General features: G+C 44.8%; 17 protein-coding genes and 1 pseudogene. 10 read left to right on the forward strand and 8 right to left on the reverse strand.

Annotated features, from left to right (window positions below):
* Positions 1-268 precede the first annotated feature (268 nt).
* Complete coding sequence (locus tag JNUCC31_RS19040) at positions 269-1,648, forward strand: amino acid permease (RefSeq protein WP_192263362.1); 1,380 nt, start codon at positions 269-271, stop codon at positions 1,646-1,648.
* 222 nt (positions 1,649-1,870) lie between these two features.
* A complete protein-coding gene (locus tag JNUCC31_RS19045; protein WP_192263364.1) occupies positions 1,871-3,232 on the forward strand; it encodes an alpha/beta hydrolase family protein in 1,362 nt (453 codons plus the stop codon).
* A 26-nt stretch (positions 3,233-3,258) separates the two neighbouring features.
* Here the strand turns inward: JNUCC31_RS19045 and JNUCC31_RS19050 are convergent, their stop codons facing one another.
* Positions 3,259-3,951 (reverse strand): hypothetical protein, encoded by a 693-nt coding sequence (locus tag JNUCC31_RS19050; RefSeq protein ID WP_192263366.1) that lies wholly within the window; start codon positions 3,949-3,951, stop codon positions 3,259-3,261.
* On the reverse strand, positions 3,908-4,078 hold the full coding sequence (locus JNUCC31_RS19055; RefSeq protein ID WP_192263367.1) for a MerR family DNA-binding transcriptional regulator: 171 nt from the start codon (positions 4,076-4,078) through the stop codon (positions 3,908-3,910). Before JNUCC31_RS19055 ends, JNUCC31_RS19050 begins: the two co-directional genes overlap by 44 nt.
* A 181-nt stretch (positions 4,079-4,259) precedes the next feature.
* Between JNUCC31_RS19055 and JNUCC31_RS19060 the strand changes: the two genes are divergently transcribed.
* Entirely contained in the window at positions 4,260-5,162 is a 903-nt protein-coding gene (locus tag JNUCC31_RS19060) for an SDR family oxidoreductase (protein ID WP_192263369.1), read from the forward strand.
* A 125-nt stretch (positions 5,163-5,287) separates the two neighbouring features.
* Here the strand turns inward: JNUCC31_RS19060 and JNUCC31_RS19065 are convergent, their stop codons facing one another.
* Positions 5,288-7,732 carry a transglutaminase domain-containing protein gene (locus JNUCC31_RS19065; protein ID WP_192263371.1) on the reverse strand — a complete coding sequence of 815 codons (2,445 nt, stop codon included), beginning with the start codon at positions 7,730-7,732 and terminating at the stop codon, positions 5,288-5,290.
* A 318-nt stretch (positions 7,733-8,050) separates the two neighbouring features.
* Between JNUCC31_RS19065 and JNUCC31_RS19070 the strand changes: the two genes are divergently transcribed.
* Positions 8,051-8,470: an ester cyclase gene (locus JNUCC31_RS19070; RefSeq protein ID WP_192263373.1), complete on the forward strand. Its 420-nt coding sequence runs from the start codon at positions 8,051-8,053 to the stop codon at positions 8,468-8,470.
* Between the two features lie 51 nt (positions 8,471-8,521).
* Here JNUCC31_RS19070 and JNUCC31_RS19075 read toward each other — a convergent pair whose 3' ends face one another.
* Positions 8,522-9,286, reverse strand: a complete 765-nt coding sequence (locus JNUCC31_RS19075; RefSeq protein WP_192263375.1) for a GNAT family N-acetyltransferase — start codon at positions 9,284-9,286, stop codon at positions 8,522-8,524.
* A 170-nt stretch (positions 9,287-9,456) separates the two neighbouring features.
* Here JNUCC31_RS19075 and JNUCC31_RS19080 point away from each other — a divergent pair, with 170 nt between their 5' ends.
* Positions 9,457-10,119 carry a M48 family metallopeptidase gene (locus JNUCC31_RS19080; RefSeq protein ID WP_192263376.1) on the forward strand — a complete coding sequence of 221 codons (663 nt, stop codon included), beginning with the start codon at positions 9,457-9,459 and terminating at the stop codon, positions 10,117-10,119.
* 42 nt (positions 10,120-10,161) lie between these two features.
* Complete coding sequence (locus tag JNUCC31_RS19085; protein WP_192263379.1) at positions 10,162-10,548, forward strand: iron chaperone; 387 nt, start codon at positions 10,162-10,164, stop codon at positions 10,546-10,548.
* A 233-nt stretch (positions 10,549-10,781) separates the two neighbouring features.
* Here the strand turns inward: JNUCC31_RS19085 and JNUCC31_RS34140 are convergent, their stop codons facing one another.
* Positions 10,782-10,862, reverse strand: a complete 81-nt coding sequence (locus JNUCC31_RS34140; RefSeq protein ID WP_350338901.1) for a putative holin-like toxin — start codon at positions 10,860-10,862, stop codon at positions 10,782-10,784.
* Positions 10,863-10,951: 89 nt separating this feature from the next.
* A complete protein-coding gene (locus JNUCC31_RS19090; protein WP_192263381.1) occupies positions 10,952-11,248 on the reverse strand; it encodes a DUF6809 family protein in 297 nt (98 codons plus the stop codon).
* A 143-nt stretch (positions 11,249-11,391) separates the two neighbouring features.
* On the opposite strand from JNUCC31_RS19090, the gene JNUCC31_RS19095 reads away from it, so the two are divergent.
* Together JNUCC31_RS19095 and JNUCC31_RS33435 are read left to right on the forward strand one after the other, a co-directional pair.
* Complete coding sequence (locus JNUCC31_RS19095; RefSeq protein ID WP_192263383.1) at positions 11,392-11,610, forward strand: helix-turn-helix domain-containing protein; 219 nt, start codon at positions 11,392-11,394, stop codon at positions 11,608-11,610.
* A gap of 131 nt (positions 11,611-11,741) precedes the next feature.
* Positions 11,742-11,825 (forward strand): annotated as a pseudogene (locus JNUCC31_RS33435) (helix-turn-helix domain-containing protein); the annotation flags it as partial.
* Between the two features lie 148 nt (positions 11,826-11,973).
* Here the strand turns inward: JNUCC31_RS33435 and JNUCC31_RS19105 are convergent.
* A complete protein-coding gene (locus JNUCC31_RS19105; protein ID WP_192263385.1) occupies positions 11,974-12,549 on the reverse strand; it encodes a dihydrofolate reductase family protein in 576 nt (191 codons plus the stop codon).
* Between the two features lie 326 nt (positions 12,550-12,875).
* Between JNUCC31_RS19105 and JNUCC31_RS19110 the strand changes: the two genes are divergently transcribed.
* Both JNUCC31_RS19110 and JNUCC31_RS19115 read left to right on the forward strand, forming a co-directional pair.
* Complete coding sequence (locus JNUCC31_RS19110; protein ID WP_192263387.1) at positions 12,876-14,459, forward strand: glycosyltransferase family 39 protein; 1,584 nt, start codon at positions 12,876-12,878, stop codon at positions 14,457-14,459.
* Between the two features lie 5 nt (positions 14,460-14,464).
* A complete protein-coding gene (locus tag JNUCC31_RS19115) occupies positions 14,465-15,001 on the forward strand; it encodes a hypothetical protein (RefSeq protein ID WP_192263389.1) in 537 nt (178 codons plus the stop codon).
* A gap of 145 nt (positions 15,002-15,146) precedes the next feature.
* Here JNUCC31_RS19115 and JNUCC31_RS19120 read toward each other — a convergent pair whose 3' ends face one another.
* Positions 15,147-15,359, reverse strand: coding sequence for a DUF6366 family protein (locus JNUCC31_RS19120; protein ID WP_192263391.1), 213 nt, complete (start codon positions 15,357-15,359; stop codon positions 15,147-15,149).
* Between the last annotated feature and the right edge of the window lie 73 nt (positions 15,360-15,432).

The following is a 15,432-nucleotide window of genomic DNA, read 5'->3' on the forward strand; positions in this document are numbered from 1 at the left end:
ACCATAGATATCCAGTGATGTTTAAGGTGAACACTCGCCTTTTAAAATAATTTCTGCTTTTTCAATAAAAATCAGACTTCAACGGACTGCTGTATTCATTAAGGGGTTATCCTGTTACTGTGTCCTGAATCCGCTTCCTTACATTCCTTGTTGTATTTCTGCGGCACATCTCGTACAATTTGGTGAAGCAATTCTGCATTGCGTTAATGTGAATACTAAATTGTAATCTTACGGCATGAAACTGCACACAAGAAAAGGGGAGAATCGTTTGGAATCGAAGCAACTATCTAGAGGGCTAAAGCCCCGCCATGTAGAGCTGATTGCACTCGGGGGTACGATTGGCGTTGGATTGTTCATGGGATCGGCTAGTACGATCAAATGGGCAGGACCTTCCGTGCTGCTGGCCTATTTGCTGGCCGGGATCATTATCTTTTTTGTCATGCGTATTATGGGAGAAATGTTGATTCAGGAACCTGTCACCGGTTCGTTTGCCACATTCGCTCACAAATATATCAGTCCGCTTGCCGGGTTCCTGACGGCCTGGAGTTACTGGTTCCTCTGGGTCACAGTGGGTATGGCGGAAGTTACGGCAATTGGGATCTATGTAGGCTACTGGTTCCCTGATATTCCACAATGGCTTCCCGCCTTGGCTGGTGTGCTTATAATTGCGGCAGCGAATCTGGCAGCGGTAAAATACTATGGCGAATTCGAATTCTGGTTTGCGCTGATTAAGGTAACGGCGATTGTCTTCATGATCGTGATCGGAACCGGACTCATCTTCTTCGGCTGGGGGAACGGAGGACAGCCAATCGGGCTATCGAATCTGGTGAGCCATGGCGGATTTTTCCCTGGAGGGATCAAAGGTTTCCTTTTCGCCCTGTGTATCGTAACGGCGGCCTACCAGGGCGTCGAAATGGTCGGAATTACGGCAGGAGAAGCGGAAAATCCGAAAATCACGCTGCGTAAAGCGATCAAGAACATCGTGTGGCGTATTCTGATTTTTTACGTGGGAGCGATCTTTGTCATTGTGACACTGTATCCCTGGAATGAAGTAGGCGAGACGGGAAGCCCGTTTGTACTGACGTTTGCCAAAGTCGGCATTGTGGCTGCTGCGGGCATTATCAACTTCGTGGTGCTTACCGCCGCGATGTCGGGATGTAACAGTGGAATCTACAGTGCAGGACGTATGCTCTATACTCTTGCGGAGAATGGACAGGCACCGGCCTTTTTCAAAAAGTTATCCAAAGGCGGGGTTCCCCGCAACAGCATTATCATCACGATTTCCTTGCTGCTGGTGGGTGTTGTACTTAACTATCTGATGCCGGACTCCAAACTGTTCCTGTACATCTACAGCGCAAGTGTTCTTCCGGGGATGGTTCCGTGGTTCGCACTGGCCTTTAGCCAGTTCAAGTTTAGGAAGCGTTGGGGCAATGAGATGGCGGATCACAATTTTAAATCGAAATGGTTCCCGATCAGCAACTATATCATCATCGTATATCTGACGCTTGTTATTATTGGTATGGCATTTAACCCGGATACACGATTACCGCTGATTGTCGGGGCTACATTTATGGCGATCGTTGTGATCGGATACTTCGTGTTTGGAATAGGGAAAAGACAGCGGGTAGACGAAGGCGAAGATCGCTAGCCTTGGCTCAGAGATAAGAGGGCACTGCAATCAGATTGGAAAAGGTGTAACTTTCCCTAGTCAAACTATAGTGAAACATCATACGTGCATTCCTTGTACACATTGGAAACCTTCGGGAGATCCAGTGTTATGCAGGGAGTGCTTTTTTGTTTCTCAAAATTCAGGCTTGAATCTCCTGTTACTGGAGGTTTTAGGATTGAAGATAGAAGGGGGCAAGGAAAGATGAGGACACTAGAATGGATTTATCTTATTTTCAATGTTGTCATGCTGGTGTGGTTGATTGGGGGGCGGAATAAACCGCGGAGAATGGTGTGGGGAGGATTAGTCATATCGAGTACGTTATGGTTGATGCATGGCGTGGTTGAGGGATTGCGTTGGCCCATGATTCCGGGATATCTGCTCACACTGGTTCCACTGATTGTGTTAATCGCGGGAGCAAGAAGGGAATGGAAGTCAGGTGCAGATTTAGACCAAAGGAGTCATCTACATGATGTGGTATCCATGGGCGAAGCACCATCTCGAACCACGATCCTGCCTGGATCGTTCTCAACTTCCGCGCAGGTGCGCAAATTCGGACGTGTTCGAATCATCGGAACATCGCTGTTGGTATTGGTTTATGCTGCGGTGACCATTGGATTACCACTTCTGTTCCCGGTATTTTCATTTGATAAACCAACAGGCCCTTACGGAATCGGTACGGTTTCTTATGACTGGACGGATGAGAGCCGAGAGGAATTGCTGACCAGTACAGCTGGAGACAAACGGGAACTGATGGTGCAGATCTGGTACCCAACGGATCAAGACACCAAAGGAACAACAGCTCCGGTCAGCCAAGGGTATATTGTTGTGGGCATTAATCATACGTACAGCAGTTTGGTCTCCGTGTTCCCGGATGGGCGTGTGGCGCAGTTTGAATCAGAGGGCAAGGAAGGCTTCGATCAACTGCAATTCAGTTATATGGACAAGCTCAACGAGACATGGGTGAAAGATGCGCAGTTTGTGCTGGATGAAGTGGAGAAGCTTGCAGCCAATGATGCAAATGGACGCTTTAACGGTCATATGGATCTGGACAACATCGGCATGTTTGGACATTCATTTGGCGGGGCAACCACGGTACAGATGCTGATGGACGATCCTCGTGTCAAAGCAGGCATGAACATGGATGGCGTATTGTTTGGAGAGAAGCGCATTCCTGCTGGAGGTGTGGGCAAACCGTTTCTTATGATGAGCGCGGATACAACCGTAGCAGGTACAAGTGTCATGAGTGACGACGAGATTGCAGCTATGGGTACGACCCGCCCGGAAGCAGAGAAATACTACGAAGGAGTGTATGCACGTTATGAACTGGTGACCGCAGGAGGAAACTATTGGATGGAACTGAGTCAGACCAAACATCTGAGCTTTTCTGACCTCTATCTGATATCTCCTATTCTCGAGTGGTCACAGGGTGTAGATGCAAAGGGAGCACACCAAATCGTTAACGATACCACCATCGACTTCTTCAACCACTATCTGAAAGGACAACCGCTTCAGTTGGACAGTGAAGTGGGAGAACACCCATCCTATTCATTGAAAAAAGGTTGAACGTACAAATGGAAGAAGACTGAAGTTCAGTCTTCTTCCATTTGTTTTAAGCGCACTCGCATACCTTCCTGCAACAGATGAATGCCGTCTACGATCTGGCTCCATTCGGGATTTACGATCTTGCAGAGTTTGTTAAAACGAAGGATGCGTTCTGTCACGGAGTCTAGCATATAACGAGCCTGTTTGCGAAAAAATGCTTCCGGATTTCCGGCATGTTCAATACTGGCGTACATCATCACAAACTCCCACACCATGCTCTGCACTGCGGGGCTATCTAACGGCCAACGTTTGTCCAGAGCTTCGATGGTACGGATGCGGATAGCCTCCATTTTTTTCACCCAGGCATCTGCCTTAACCTGTGGATGATTCGCCATGGTGAAGAAGGGCAGTTCGAGACGGGACAGATCGGCGATGTAGGCCGGATCGTTAATGATTTTCTGGATTTCCTTCCAAGCCAAGGTTTGCTGTGCAGACAGCTTTGTATCTTTCATCATGTATTTGTCGAAAAAATGCAGAAACGAAACTCTCCATTCGTGCGGAATGCCGTCCAGCAGGTGATATTCTTCCATTTTGGCAGAAACGAATTGTTTTCTTTTTTGGGCATTGGCTGTCAGCGAATCCACCAGGCTGGATACATAGGTAAGAGACTGTCCCGAAAGAAGTGTATCCTCCGCTTCACGCTGTTTGGCTTGTTGCAGAATGGAGAGCATGGAATTCATTGTTCCGATCTGGGTTTCCAGAGCGCCGGAGCAACTCGATTTCATCGTAATAACGAATCGTTTTGACGGTCGAGCCGATCATTTTGGCGGCTTCACCGATTGTATAGGTATCTTTGCTTTGGTTCAACGAGACCACCCCATCTTCTATTATACAACCTCCAGTCACTGGAGATTCAATGGCCAGAAAGTTGGCATGGGAATGACCAGATCCGGTTTAAATTCCACCCATCTCGGTTACAAAGGAAAGAGTGCAACTTTTGTGAAAACAACATAATGAATAAATAAATAAATCCGAGGAGGAATTGAACATGGCTAATCAAGACCAACACACCATGCAAGATCCGACGACACAATATCCGAAGGCCACATCAGATTGGAAACAGCAGCAGGAAGAGCCGGGACTTCAGCGTGAAATGACTCCTGTTCCTGATGCGGGTGAGAAAAGCTATAAAGGCAGCGGGCGACTGACCGGCCGTAAAGCTGTTGTAACTGGAGCCGACAGCGGCATTGGTCGGGCAGCAGCCATCGCTTTTGCTCGTGAAGGCGCGGATGTCGTTCTGTCCTACCTTCCTGAGGAAGAAGCCGATGCCAAGGAAGTGGTCAAGCTGATCGAAGAAGCAGGCCGCAAGGCTGTTGCGATTCCAGGTGACCTCAAGGATGAGAAATACTGCGAAGAACTCATTGAATCTGCTGTAAAAGAGCTCGGCGGGATCGATATCCTCGCCAACGTGGCAGGTAAACAGCAGTTTGTTGAGCAGATCGCTGATCTGACTACAGAACAATTTGATGCGACATTCAAAACGAATGTCTATTCGATGTTCTGGCTCTGCAAAGCAGCGGTGAAACACATGAAACCAGGCAGTTCCATTATTAACACGTCTTCTATTCAGGCATATAAGCCATCTCCAATCCTGCTGGATTATGCGACCACAAAGGCAGCAATCAACACGTTCAGCAAAGCGCTGGCCCAACAAGTCGGCAGCAAAGGCATTCGTGTGAACGTCGTCGCGCCAGGACCGGTGTGGACACCGCTTCAGGTCGTTGGTGGACAACCCGTAGAGAAGCTTGCTGATTTCGGCTCCAATACACCGCTTGGCCGTGCAGGGCAGCCTGCGGAAATGGCGCCAGCGTTTGTATTCCTGGCAAGCCAGGAATCCAGCTATGTGAGCGGCGAGACATTGAACGCCAATGGCGGTACAGTTAGTCCGTAAACTTTGGATATAAAAGGCCAATGAGTGATAGGTCAGTGATCATAGGCAAGATAAGCAAAGAACTCCATTCCCGATGAAGGTGAATGGAGTTCTTTATTGTTATGGAATTTTTCTTGATTATTGCATTACTTCTGATCCGGGTTAGGCTCCAGAATGGCGTAGCTGCCAAGCGTGGCCAATTGCGCCGTACCCAGAAGGGCTTCATCGACTGCAGCTAGAGCCTCACCTGCGGCGGTCATCAGTTCATCTGAATTAACGGGCGAGGCAAAACGGAGAATGACCCGTTTCTCCCCATTTTTCAGCTCACTCTCAGCCTTCGTTTTGTATTCACTAATCGAAGCAACTTCGAGATCGTTCTGTACATAATAATCGTTTGCATCACTTTCGCCATTAAACAGGGCGAGTTCGGAATCGAGCCAATAATCCTTATCCGCTATCGTTTTCTGACTTGCAGCCGTTACATCATTTGCATTGTACAGGAAGTACGGAATACCGGAGTTGGTCAGGTTGTTGGTGGCATCCACATGGAACCATTCATTCCCGATTTTGACCTTATTCCACGCATGAGGAACACCGCTAGATGCTCCCGTTACGACAATGCTTTCCAGTCCTGACAGATCGGAGAGCAGTTTGTAGACGGAAGCATAGCTGGCACATACGCCAACCCCTTTGACCAGAATACCGTAAGTAGTAAATGAGTCATTAAACTGTGCATCGACATTTTTAAAGTTGTTCTGTTCCGCATTTTCCAGTGCTGCATCATCATATTTCGCGTTATCGTTCAGATAATCGTAGATGGCCTTCCGTTTCTCATCATCCTTCATGCCATCCTTGATGATGGAAGCAACAACTTCGTTTGCTTTGGTAATAATCTCGCTCTGTTTTTTCTGGATGACATCTGCCGACTCATTGTAATGGATCGAAAGGGTAAGTGTACCGTAATTGTATTCAAAACCTTCCACACCCAGAATCAATGGATTCTGGTACATCACTTTCAGGACTACATCCGAGAGTGTTGTGAAGTTTTGGGCTTCGGGAAAAGCTTTCAATGAGATCTTGTCTTGCGCAGCAATCATGTTTTTGGCTAAAACTTCTTCCAATGCAGAATCTGCATTGATCGTGGCATCACCTGTAGCTGGCTCAGGAACCGTTTCCTGATTACCTTGCTCTACATTCTGCTGTGTATTGGATTTCTGCTCATCTACCAAGTTGTCTTCTTCAGTTTCGGAAGCTGGATCAGGTGCTTCACTCGAAATTTCATCAGAAGCTTTATCGGAAGTTTCATCCGCCGCTGCTTCTGTTTCCGTTTCCGTTGAAGGCTCAGATGCTGGTGCATCATGATTGTTGATGATGGTTGGCACATCAGGTGCAGGGACGTAAGGTGTGTCATTTTTCGGTTCTACGAGTCCGTTACTGGATTCTGCGACCGTTTGTTTATTTAATTTATCCAGATCCTCCTGAGTCACATTTTCCACCCGTACGTAACTTTTCAGGGCTGTCCCTTTAATGTGAAAAGGAATATTGGTTTCATTGAACTCTGAGATTTCCACGTTAATGGTATCATAGACAATCGTTTCTTGGGAAAACGAACCATCAATGTACTCAATACTTGTTGTTTTAGGCAGTTCATTTATGTTCTTCAGTTTCTTCATGTACAGTTGTTCTTTTATAGCCATAGGCAGCTGGTTAGAGAGTGGAGCAGTGGCAACAGCGTTGCTGAAATTGGATTCCTTGTCTCCGCTGACTGCGGTGACGTAATATTCACCCTTCATTCCATAATTCTGATAGGATGTCATCAGCTCATTAATGGTGCCAAGACCGCCTTTTCCATCTTTCATGAAGTCATTAAAGGATGTTTCTGTTGTTGTCGTCAAAACCAATGGATTACTTCCATTAAAGGCTTTCTCTGCCCCTTGCAAAGGTACGTTGTTGGTTTCAAAAATAACCGTTCGATCGGCACGATTATAGATTTTGTATTCGGTTGCGCCCTCGACCTTGTCCCAAGTCAGTTTAAACCGTTTATCCTTGTCGATCTCATATTTGAGATTAGGAACAGCCAGTTCGGATTTGACTGTGAAAGGAATGATCATTGGTTGATCCAGCAGCGTGAGCTTTTCGGCATCCAGATCATAGTTAATACGAATGTAATAAATGGGGGCGCCGCCCCAAGTGCTTTGCTCCTGTGTCCGTAACTTATCTGAGCTTAAAACACCCCATCCAAGAGGCTTAATGGAGACACTGTTGTCATCGATTTCTGGTATGGCATAAACTTTGCTGGCTTCAAGTGCCTTAATATCGGTATGTACACTAATCATATCACTTGCTTGTATGCGGCTATTTTTCAAATCCGCTTTAAACTTAAAATTAAATTCTTCATTTTGAGCTACGTTATACATTGGCATAATCGCTTTATTTGATTCAGAGCCATACTTCTGCTTCAAACTTAATATGCTAGCACCTTCTACTATTTCTGTGGGGTTATTTTCGGACGGGCTACTCTCCTTGTCATTGCTCTGGCATCCAGCCAATAACAGGGTGAGCGTAAACATAATCAATAATAAACGTTTCATGATACACCGCTTTCTCGTTTTTCTGAGTTGTTGCAAAGGCTAATTTCTAAATAATTTCTAAACACCGTAGATTATCATTTCTGGTTAAAATCCATTTTCAAACCTCTTATCAGCTAAACCTCCTATTAATTCCCTAATGTCTGTTGCTAGTCTATGGTCATATAGACTTATTGTCAAGATATGTAATGGTATATTATGACTATATACAATAGAGTAAGAATCCTGTATAAAAACTAGTTAATTGATATTTACGAGAGAGTGAGATTCTTCGATACTTCTGGTACAATGCATGATAAAACGGAAAATGGAGTGGATCGGATGACGCCAGAACAGATTGTCAGGACTTTTTTTGAAGAAGTGCGCTCGGGTCGTAATCTTGATTATGCCAATACACTGATGGCCGAGCAGGTGCTGGCTCACCAGGTAATCGCGGAAGAGGAAGCGACAGTCACAAGAACACCTTCCGACTATGCGGATCATGTGAGGGAAATGATGGAGGCATACGGAGATTTTTCACTCCAGATTCAGGAGCTGCTTGCACAGGGAGATAAAGTATATGTACGCTGGAGACAAGTGGGTACTCATGTCGGAGAAGTGGATGGATATGCGCCGACCCACCTGCCTGTGATAGAAATTGCGAGTGCGGTATATCGAGTGGAGAATGAGCGAATTGCAGAATACTGGATTCAGATTGACAGGCTGGGGATCGAAAAACAATTGGAGCGTAATCAGAGCTGAGAACCAGCTCTTTTTTTGTTTAAATTGCTTGAAGCTAAAATCTGATCCAGATCAGATTTTAGCTTTCTTGACCCTATACCAGTAGGTATAGATTTCCGAGAATCCAAGCTTGGCATACAGTTTTAATGCGGGAGCATTATTAGCAACCACTTGCAGGTAACTGGACGTAGCGCCATTCGCTTTTCCCCAATGCAGCAGATGCAGGATCATCTGCTCGCCCAATCCCCGATTCCGAAAGTTAGCGTCCGTAATGATGTCATACAATCCAATATAGCCTCGTTCCACTACACCGAATCCACAAGCAACGACTTGTCCGCCAATGAACAGCGAGATGAAACCTGTGCGCGTACGGATGTTGGTCAACATTAGTTCCATCGTACCCCGATGTAGATCATTCACTTGATTCAATCTGCAAAAGTGATCCAGCCACTCTCCAGTTAACTGTTCGTCCAATTTCACTTCAAAATGCTCAGGCTCCTTAATGGTATCCAGGCTCCGGGTTTGAACCCGGCTCAGATCCACAACGTCATACCCTTTTTCATGCAAAATGTGGTCGAGATGTTCCGGTTGGATAAAAGGCGTAATCTTAAATATGGTACTTAACTGATTGGAAGCGTAGATTCGCTCGCATTGCTCGATCTTTTCATGCACATCCTGGGTCGAGTAGTGAAGAGGTTGAATGGAGTTGGCACGCTTCGTGTATCCCTGTGCAAAACGCAGCACCCATCCGTCAAAAAGCAAGGTGGATAAGGGCTGCCAATGGTTGAGTGATAGTTCTTCAATGGTTTTGTAATCCGGATTTGATGTAGGGGTCATATCTGTCCTCCTATCTTTTGATTTTATAATAATACATATTTATGAATAAAAATACAGTGTGAGATAAATAATGTCGCTGAACATTATGCAAGGAATCACAGGATGGGTTACAATCTGAATGAATAAATCCAAATTTTGAAGTTGAAATATCGGAAGAAGTGGAGCAGGTTATGCTAACTATTGAAATAAACAATCACATCATTAACTGTCATATCGAATATGGAAAACGCAAGAAAGTCTCCATTACTATGGATTTGCCTTATTTGGTCACCATCAAGGCTCCTAATGGCACCAGCGAAGAGATGATCCAGCAGCTTGTGGAGCAGCACGGAGAAGTGATTTTGGAAAAATCAGCTCTGATGCAGCAGGCATTGGACGGTCCTCAAGCGAAAGAATATGAAGAGGAAGGCAAAGGGAAGTTTCTGCTCTTTGGCAAAGAACATGCGCTGCATCAGTTAATTGATGTAGAGGGATGTTCAGAAGAGGATTTGCGTGCGAATCTGAAGAAGTTTTATTTTGCCGAGTGTAAAAGAATGATCGGTGAACGCATCGGCCGTTACCAGCAGGAGTTGAAGGTAAAGCCGAAGTCTGTGGATATCGTGGAATCGGTGACCAAGTGGGGAAGCTGCAGCTGGGACAAAAAACTTACGTTTAACTACCGTTTGGCGATGGCACCGCTGGAAGTCATTGATTATGTCATCATCCATGAATTGTGCCATATTCACCACATGAATCATGATCGTTCTTTTTGGCGTCGTGTTGGCAGTATTATGCCAGACTACAAAGCCAAGGAAGATTATCTGATGCGAAATGGCCGAGCCATGACGTTGTGAAAAATGCCATACCACGAATGGACGTGGTGGAAGGAGTTTAAGATGTCAGAGAGTACCTCTTCTGATGTGCTGGTTGATGAATATATCTCGCAATTTCCTTCGGATGTACAGGTTAAATTACAAGCATTAAGGCAGTTGATTTGCGAGACCGCTCCAAATGCCGTGGAGAAGATCAGTTACAAGATGCCAACGTATGCACAGCACGGGAACTTGGTTCATTTTGCAGCGTACTCCAGGCATATCGGATTTTACCCGGGTTCCAGTGGGATTGAAGCGTTCCAGGAAGATCTTTCCCAATATAAAGGAGCCAAAGGATCGGTGCAATTTCCGTTGGATCAACCATTGCCAGAAGAACTGATACGTCAGATCGTTCAGTTTCGGGTGCAGGAAAATGTGAAGAAGGCTTTGGAAAAGAAACGAAAGAAGTAGTGGAAGTACCGTAAATATATGCGCGAGTATAAGGAATTGTATGAGGATTAACATGGTTTATATGTGACTTCTAAGATTTGAGTATGGTATAATTAGAGCAGATTAGACGTAAAATGCAAAGAGAGCCGTGCTGGTAACACGACTCTCTGAGCAATAGCCGCTTTTAAGGGCGGTGGGCTTCAGTAACATAAGGGCACGATGAAATAGACCGCATTCCTTGCTACGGGGGCGGTCTATTTGCGTTTATCGGACAGAATGGCAACGATGAGCGTACCAAAGGTAAGCATCAACATGATTGCTTCAAAAACTGTCACAGGGCATCCCTCCCTTCATGGCGAGGTAGCCGACCGACCCTTTAAGCCTATTCTATTGCTTTGTTGATTATAGCATATTTTGTAAGAAGCTATGGCGTCAGAAATCTTTGTATATGTAACTCGCTCATTAGTTGCAGGGCATCCCGAAACCCTTGTAAATAAATCTCTCTTTCCAGAAGTGTTTGCATAGAAAGTTGAGTATCTTCATATAAAAAAATGGTCTGATTCAGATGTTCAGGTAAAGCTTGGCGAATGGTATGAAAATAATGATCAGATTCTTTAGATAGTTGGGTATAATCAGGCTGCGTGTGAGACAAATTGTTGTATAATAACTCTAAGCGCGTTCGGATTAACGGTTCTGCCAAAGATTCCAGAGATTCTATCATTTTTGCACACCTCTTTTAGGAAATGTAGAGATATTGAGCTTATATATGAACACTACAGTGTACATTATATTCATTCAAATATACACTTTGTGGTGTGCTTTGTCAACACTACAGTATGCATTATAGTTTGGAGGAGAACATGTATGATTAAGATTCATTTATCTCGAATCATGGGAGAGAAAAGAATTAACATTGCCGATTTATCTCGACTAACCGGATTACATAGAAATGGGATTGCTAAATTATATAATGAGGAAACAGATGGTGTGAAGTTCGATACGCTGAATCGAATATGCGAGGCTTTGGATTGTGAGATCCAAGATATTATTGAGTTTATTAAGGACGAGAAGGATCACCTTTAATGATCAAATTCACTCTCGAACAAGTTCTAAAGGATAAGTGTATGTCTATTTATGCTTTGGCTAAGAGAAAACAGGAGTTCGTCCGAATACCATTGGATAATGGGTAACGGAGCGGTTTTGAAGTCAAATCGGTCTCAATCGAAATTCTTGAGAACATTTGTGTAGCACTGGAATGTCAGCCAGGCGACTTAATCAAGTATATTGACGAGAAGTGATGTTAAACGATTAGTTTAAAGTCCTATACTCTTTTTTTAAGATGGCTATGTTAAATTCTAATTTGTGACCATAAGAAAACCGCCTTTGTGAAAAGGCGGTTATTTAGCGATTTGTCTCCCGTTAGCGTAATCACTTTAAGTAACAAGGTCATCTTACCGTCTGGTAAACGAGAGCTATGGCTCCAGAATCAAAGGTCTTATTTTCGATTAGCTTAAGATTGATCTTCTCCTTGAGGCCTTGGAATAATGGCAATCCCTTACCGATCAGTACGGGAGAAACCGTAATTTTATACTCATCAATTAAATCAAGCTGCATAAGGTGATGTGCGAGCCTAGGACTGCCGAGGATGACCATATCTTTGCCTGGCTGCTGTTTGAGGTTATTGATCTCTTCCTCGATATCTTCTTTTACGAGTCTGGAGTTATTCCATTCAACGTTCTCCAGCGTTGTGGAAAATACGATTTTGGCTGTCTTTTCGATCCACTCGGCATGATCCAGTTCATGTTGCGAAGCTGATGGGTTCGAAGGCACAGATGGCCAGTAATTGTGCATCATCTGATAAGTCCCACGCCCCCAAATGACAGTGTCGGCAGTACTCAGAATTTCTTTCGCGTGCTTCTCCAAATCAGCATCGTAGGAAACCCAGCCAATATCCATTTCACCTTTCGGTCCTTCTACAAAACCGTCAAGCGATGAGTGCAGAAATAGAACGAGTTTTCTCATTTTTCAGTTCTCCTTTGTGCATGAGGGATATCTACACTATACATGTACTGCATCTTACCTAATTCAACTTGGGGTGTTTGTTATGGATTGCTACTCCCAACCTGCCGATTAGCTTAACAAGAAGAAGCAGAAGGCCGAAGCTTTGTGTTCGTCTCGGTGACAATAAACAGGCAAGATTCGAGCAACATATTTTCTTATTCGATGAGGTATCCTCATTTTCCTTGTTGTCTCTATGAACATGCTGAAGGACAAATCTGAATTCAGCCTTTTTTCAGGCAGAGGCATTATACTATTCCCGAATCCTGTACTGGAAAAGGAGTTTTGGCATGTCTAAGGTGATTCATAAGTCGTTTTATCTCATTCTGCTTGTGTTTATCGGACTTTTTATCGTTTCGTCCCTGTTTGTCCGGGCGCAGTACAATTACACCTTATACGGGGACAACCCGATTTTGGGCACGCAGCAGTGGGGTGTGTTTATCCCGGTGATTGCGTTGCTTCTGGTATCGGGTATCGGATTGTACCGCCTTTGCCTGAGGCTGAACAAATACAGCCCCAAGGTTGTCATTCCGGTGGTGCTACTATGTTCTCTGGCTATTCAAATTATAATGATCTTCGTATTTCCACGAGTGCCCACGGATGATTCACAGACCGTGCTTTCACTCGCGATGAACATGCTCTACGATCAGGACTATTCCTCGTTCGAAACGGGAGGATATCTGCACATGTTCCCGTTCAACTTTTCGACCGTGTTGTATCTCAAAACATTGCTGTACCTGTTCCCGGATAATTATCTGGTAATCAAGCTGTTCAATATTTTGTTTTCAACGTTAACGACATTTATGATTTATCTCATGTATAAACAGTTTAATAACAAGTCCACGGAACGCGATTACGGGGTTCTGATCTTTGCGGCGACGTATCTGCCATCCCTGTTCCTGAACAACCTGATCTATAACGATGTCATTGCTACGGCGTTTCTGACGTCTTGTTTATACTTTTTGATTCGGTTTCAACGTGAAAAGTCTTGGAAAACAATCATCATCGCCGCCATTCTGCTCGCGATTGGCAACGACTTCCGAAGCGTCGGCGTGATTGTGCTGATTGCTGCTATGTTAACCATTCTGCTGAATATGCGAAGTATAGGATTCAAGAAAGGGGTATCCTCCATTTTCGTGTTGGCCATTTTGTTTAACGTTCCAGGGTGGACTCAGAATGCGGTCTTGAAATCTTCAGGTGCTGTAAGTGAGACGGTCGGCGAAAATTCAGCACCGGTCTATATGTGGCTGAACATGGGTATTAATCTGGAACGATTCGGATTCTGGGACAATATGGAGAGTTACCAGATTTATCAGAGACAGGCCCATTATAATAAAGCTGAAAGTACAGAGCTGTACAAGCAGGAGATTGAGCGGAAACTGTCGGAAGCGAGCTTAAGTGACTTGGCCCAGATGTACTACAAAAAGATCATTTGGACCTGGACCGAAGGCACTTACCAAATGGATCGATATGGCATCGGTAATGAAAGCTCCTCGGGTATGAGAGCCGGAAGAGGTGGCGGAATCGCCGGTTCTTACAGTTATACCAATGCGGTAACTGACTTGTTTCAGGGTGATTCCGTCTACCGGACGGGGGTGCTCTGGGTCGTTTATGTGATGAATTTCTTGATGTATTGTTTTATTTTCCTTCGCTTAATCGGTAGCATTCGTGGAAAACGGTATGATGAGGTCTCTTTAATCCTGATCATTCTCGGATTTATCGGGTTCTATATGCTGTGGGAGATTAAATCGAGGTATATCTACCCTGTATATCCGCTGCTGGTTGTGTTGTCGTACATGGGATTCAAAGATGCGTATGACTTTATTTTTCATAGAAAACTCGGCTGGGAACGTTCTTCCCTGAGAAAAGGGTGATCCGTATGCGGAAAAATGGTTATCTCACATCGGCCATGCTCCTGTTGTTGACCTGCTCAGTTTTGCTCGCAGCCTGCGACGCCATTACTGCCCAGAACATTACGAATACTGCTTCTGCGCAAGGCATGAACGGTGGAGGAATGATGAATGGCGGTGGCCCGGGTATGAACGGAGGAACACAGAGGGGGATGAGGAATGCCGATCTTACAGGTAGAGTGGTCTCTGCCACAGGGAGCACAGTCACGATCGCGTTACTTGAGGTGCAGGACAACGCATCCACAGGCTCCACGAATGGAAATGGAAGACAACCAGGCGGCTCCAGAGGCGAGAGCATGAATATGAAAGATACTGGCATCGAAATGAAATTGAACATCGGTGATGATGTGAAGATCACGGAAGGCATGGGCATAGGTGCCCCAGGTAACAACCAAAGCACTGATTCGTCTATTCAAGTATCCGATCTGAAAGAGGGCGATGTCGTTATGGTGTGGTATAAGGAGAACACCAAGACCGTAGAACGAATGGTTGTTACACAGTTTTGATACTTAATAGAGTATGATGGAAATAAAGAGCAGAAGCACGAGATGGTTGAGTATTTTCGGCAAACGAATAAGCGTATTCGGTGGAAAGCTTTGAATACGCTTATTTATTCAAGAAGCGAAGAATGCATAGTTATCCCTATCCTTTTTAGAACACTAATTTATAAATGACGTACCCTATTACCAATAACATAATGAGGATTCCGGAGACTTTCCAACCCAAACCGCCAACTAAATCTGCGAAACTCCCGAATTGTGCACGATTCATGCTATCACCAAACGTACCCATGGGATTTCCTTTTAATTCTTCTTGTCTCAAACGTTCTCTTTTTGCTTCGGGTGTTTCTTCTCGAAAATACATTGGACCACCCCTGGGATTTGATTTTTTGGTGAACAGAACCTATATTCAAAAAGAGCACAGGTGATCCAGAGTA

Source organism: Paenibacillus sp. JNUCC-31 (genome assembly GCF_014844075.1).
Lineage (GTDB): Bacteria > Bacillota > Bacilli > Paenibacillales > Paenibacillaceae > Paenibacillus.

Coding starts and splice junctions, on each gene's coding strand:
- JNUCC31_RS19045 (WP_192263364.1), top strand. CDS start 1,871: ATGAGGACACTAGAATGGATTTATCTTATTTTCAATGTTGTCATGCTG.
- JNUCC31_RS19050 (WP_192263366.1), bottom strand. CDS start 3,951: ATGAATTCCATGCTCTCCATTCTGCAACAAGCCAAACAGCGTGAAGCG.
- JNUCC31_RS19060 (WP_192263369.1), top strand. CDS start 4,260: ATGGCTAATCAAGACCAACACACCATGCAAGATCCGACGACACAATAT.
- JNUCC31_RS19065 (WP_192263371.1), bottom strand. CDS start 7,732: ATGAAACGTTTATTATTGATTATGTTTACGCTCACCCTGTTATTGGCT.
- JNUCC31_RS19070 (WP_192263373.1), top strand. CDS start 8,051: ATGACGCCAGAACAGATTGTCAGGACTTTTTTTGAAGAAGTGCGCTCG.
- JNUCC31_RS19075 (WP_192263375.1), bottom strand. CDS start 9,286: ATGACCCCTACATCAAATCCGGATTACAAAACCATTGAAGAACTATCA.
- JNUCC31_RS19080 (WP_192263376.1), top strand. CDS start 9,457: ATGCTAACTATTGAAATAAACAATCACATCATTAACTGTCATATCGAA.
- JNUCC31_RS19085 (WP_192263379.1), top strand. CDS start 10,162: ATGTCAGAGAGTACCTCTTCTGATGTGCTGGTTGATGAATATATCTCG.
- JNUCC31_RS19090 (WP_192263381.1), bottom strand. CDS start 11,248: ATGATAGAATCTCTGGAATCTTTGGCAGAACCGTTAATCCGAACGCGC.
- JNUCC31_RS19095 (WP_192263383.1), top strand. CDS start 11,392: ATGATTAAGATTCATTTATCTCGAATCATGGGAGAGAAAAGAATTAAC.
- JNUCC31_RS19105 (WP_192263385.1), bottom strand. CDS start 12,549: ATGAGAAAACTCGTTCTATTTCTGCACTCATCGCTTGACGGTTTTGTA.
- JNUCC31_RS19110 (WP_192263387.1), top strand. CDS start 12,876: ATGTCTAAGGTGATTCATAAGTCGTTTTATCTCATTCTGCTTGTGTTT.
- JNUCC31_RS19115 (WP_192263389.1), top strand. CDS start 14,465: ATGCGGAAAAATGGTTATCTCACATCGGCCATGCTCCTGTTGTTGACC.
- JNUCC31_RS19120 (WP_192263391.1), bottom strand. CDS start 15,359: ATGTATTTTCGAGAAGAAACACCCGAAGCAAAAAGAGAACGTTTGAGA.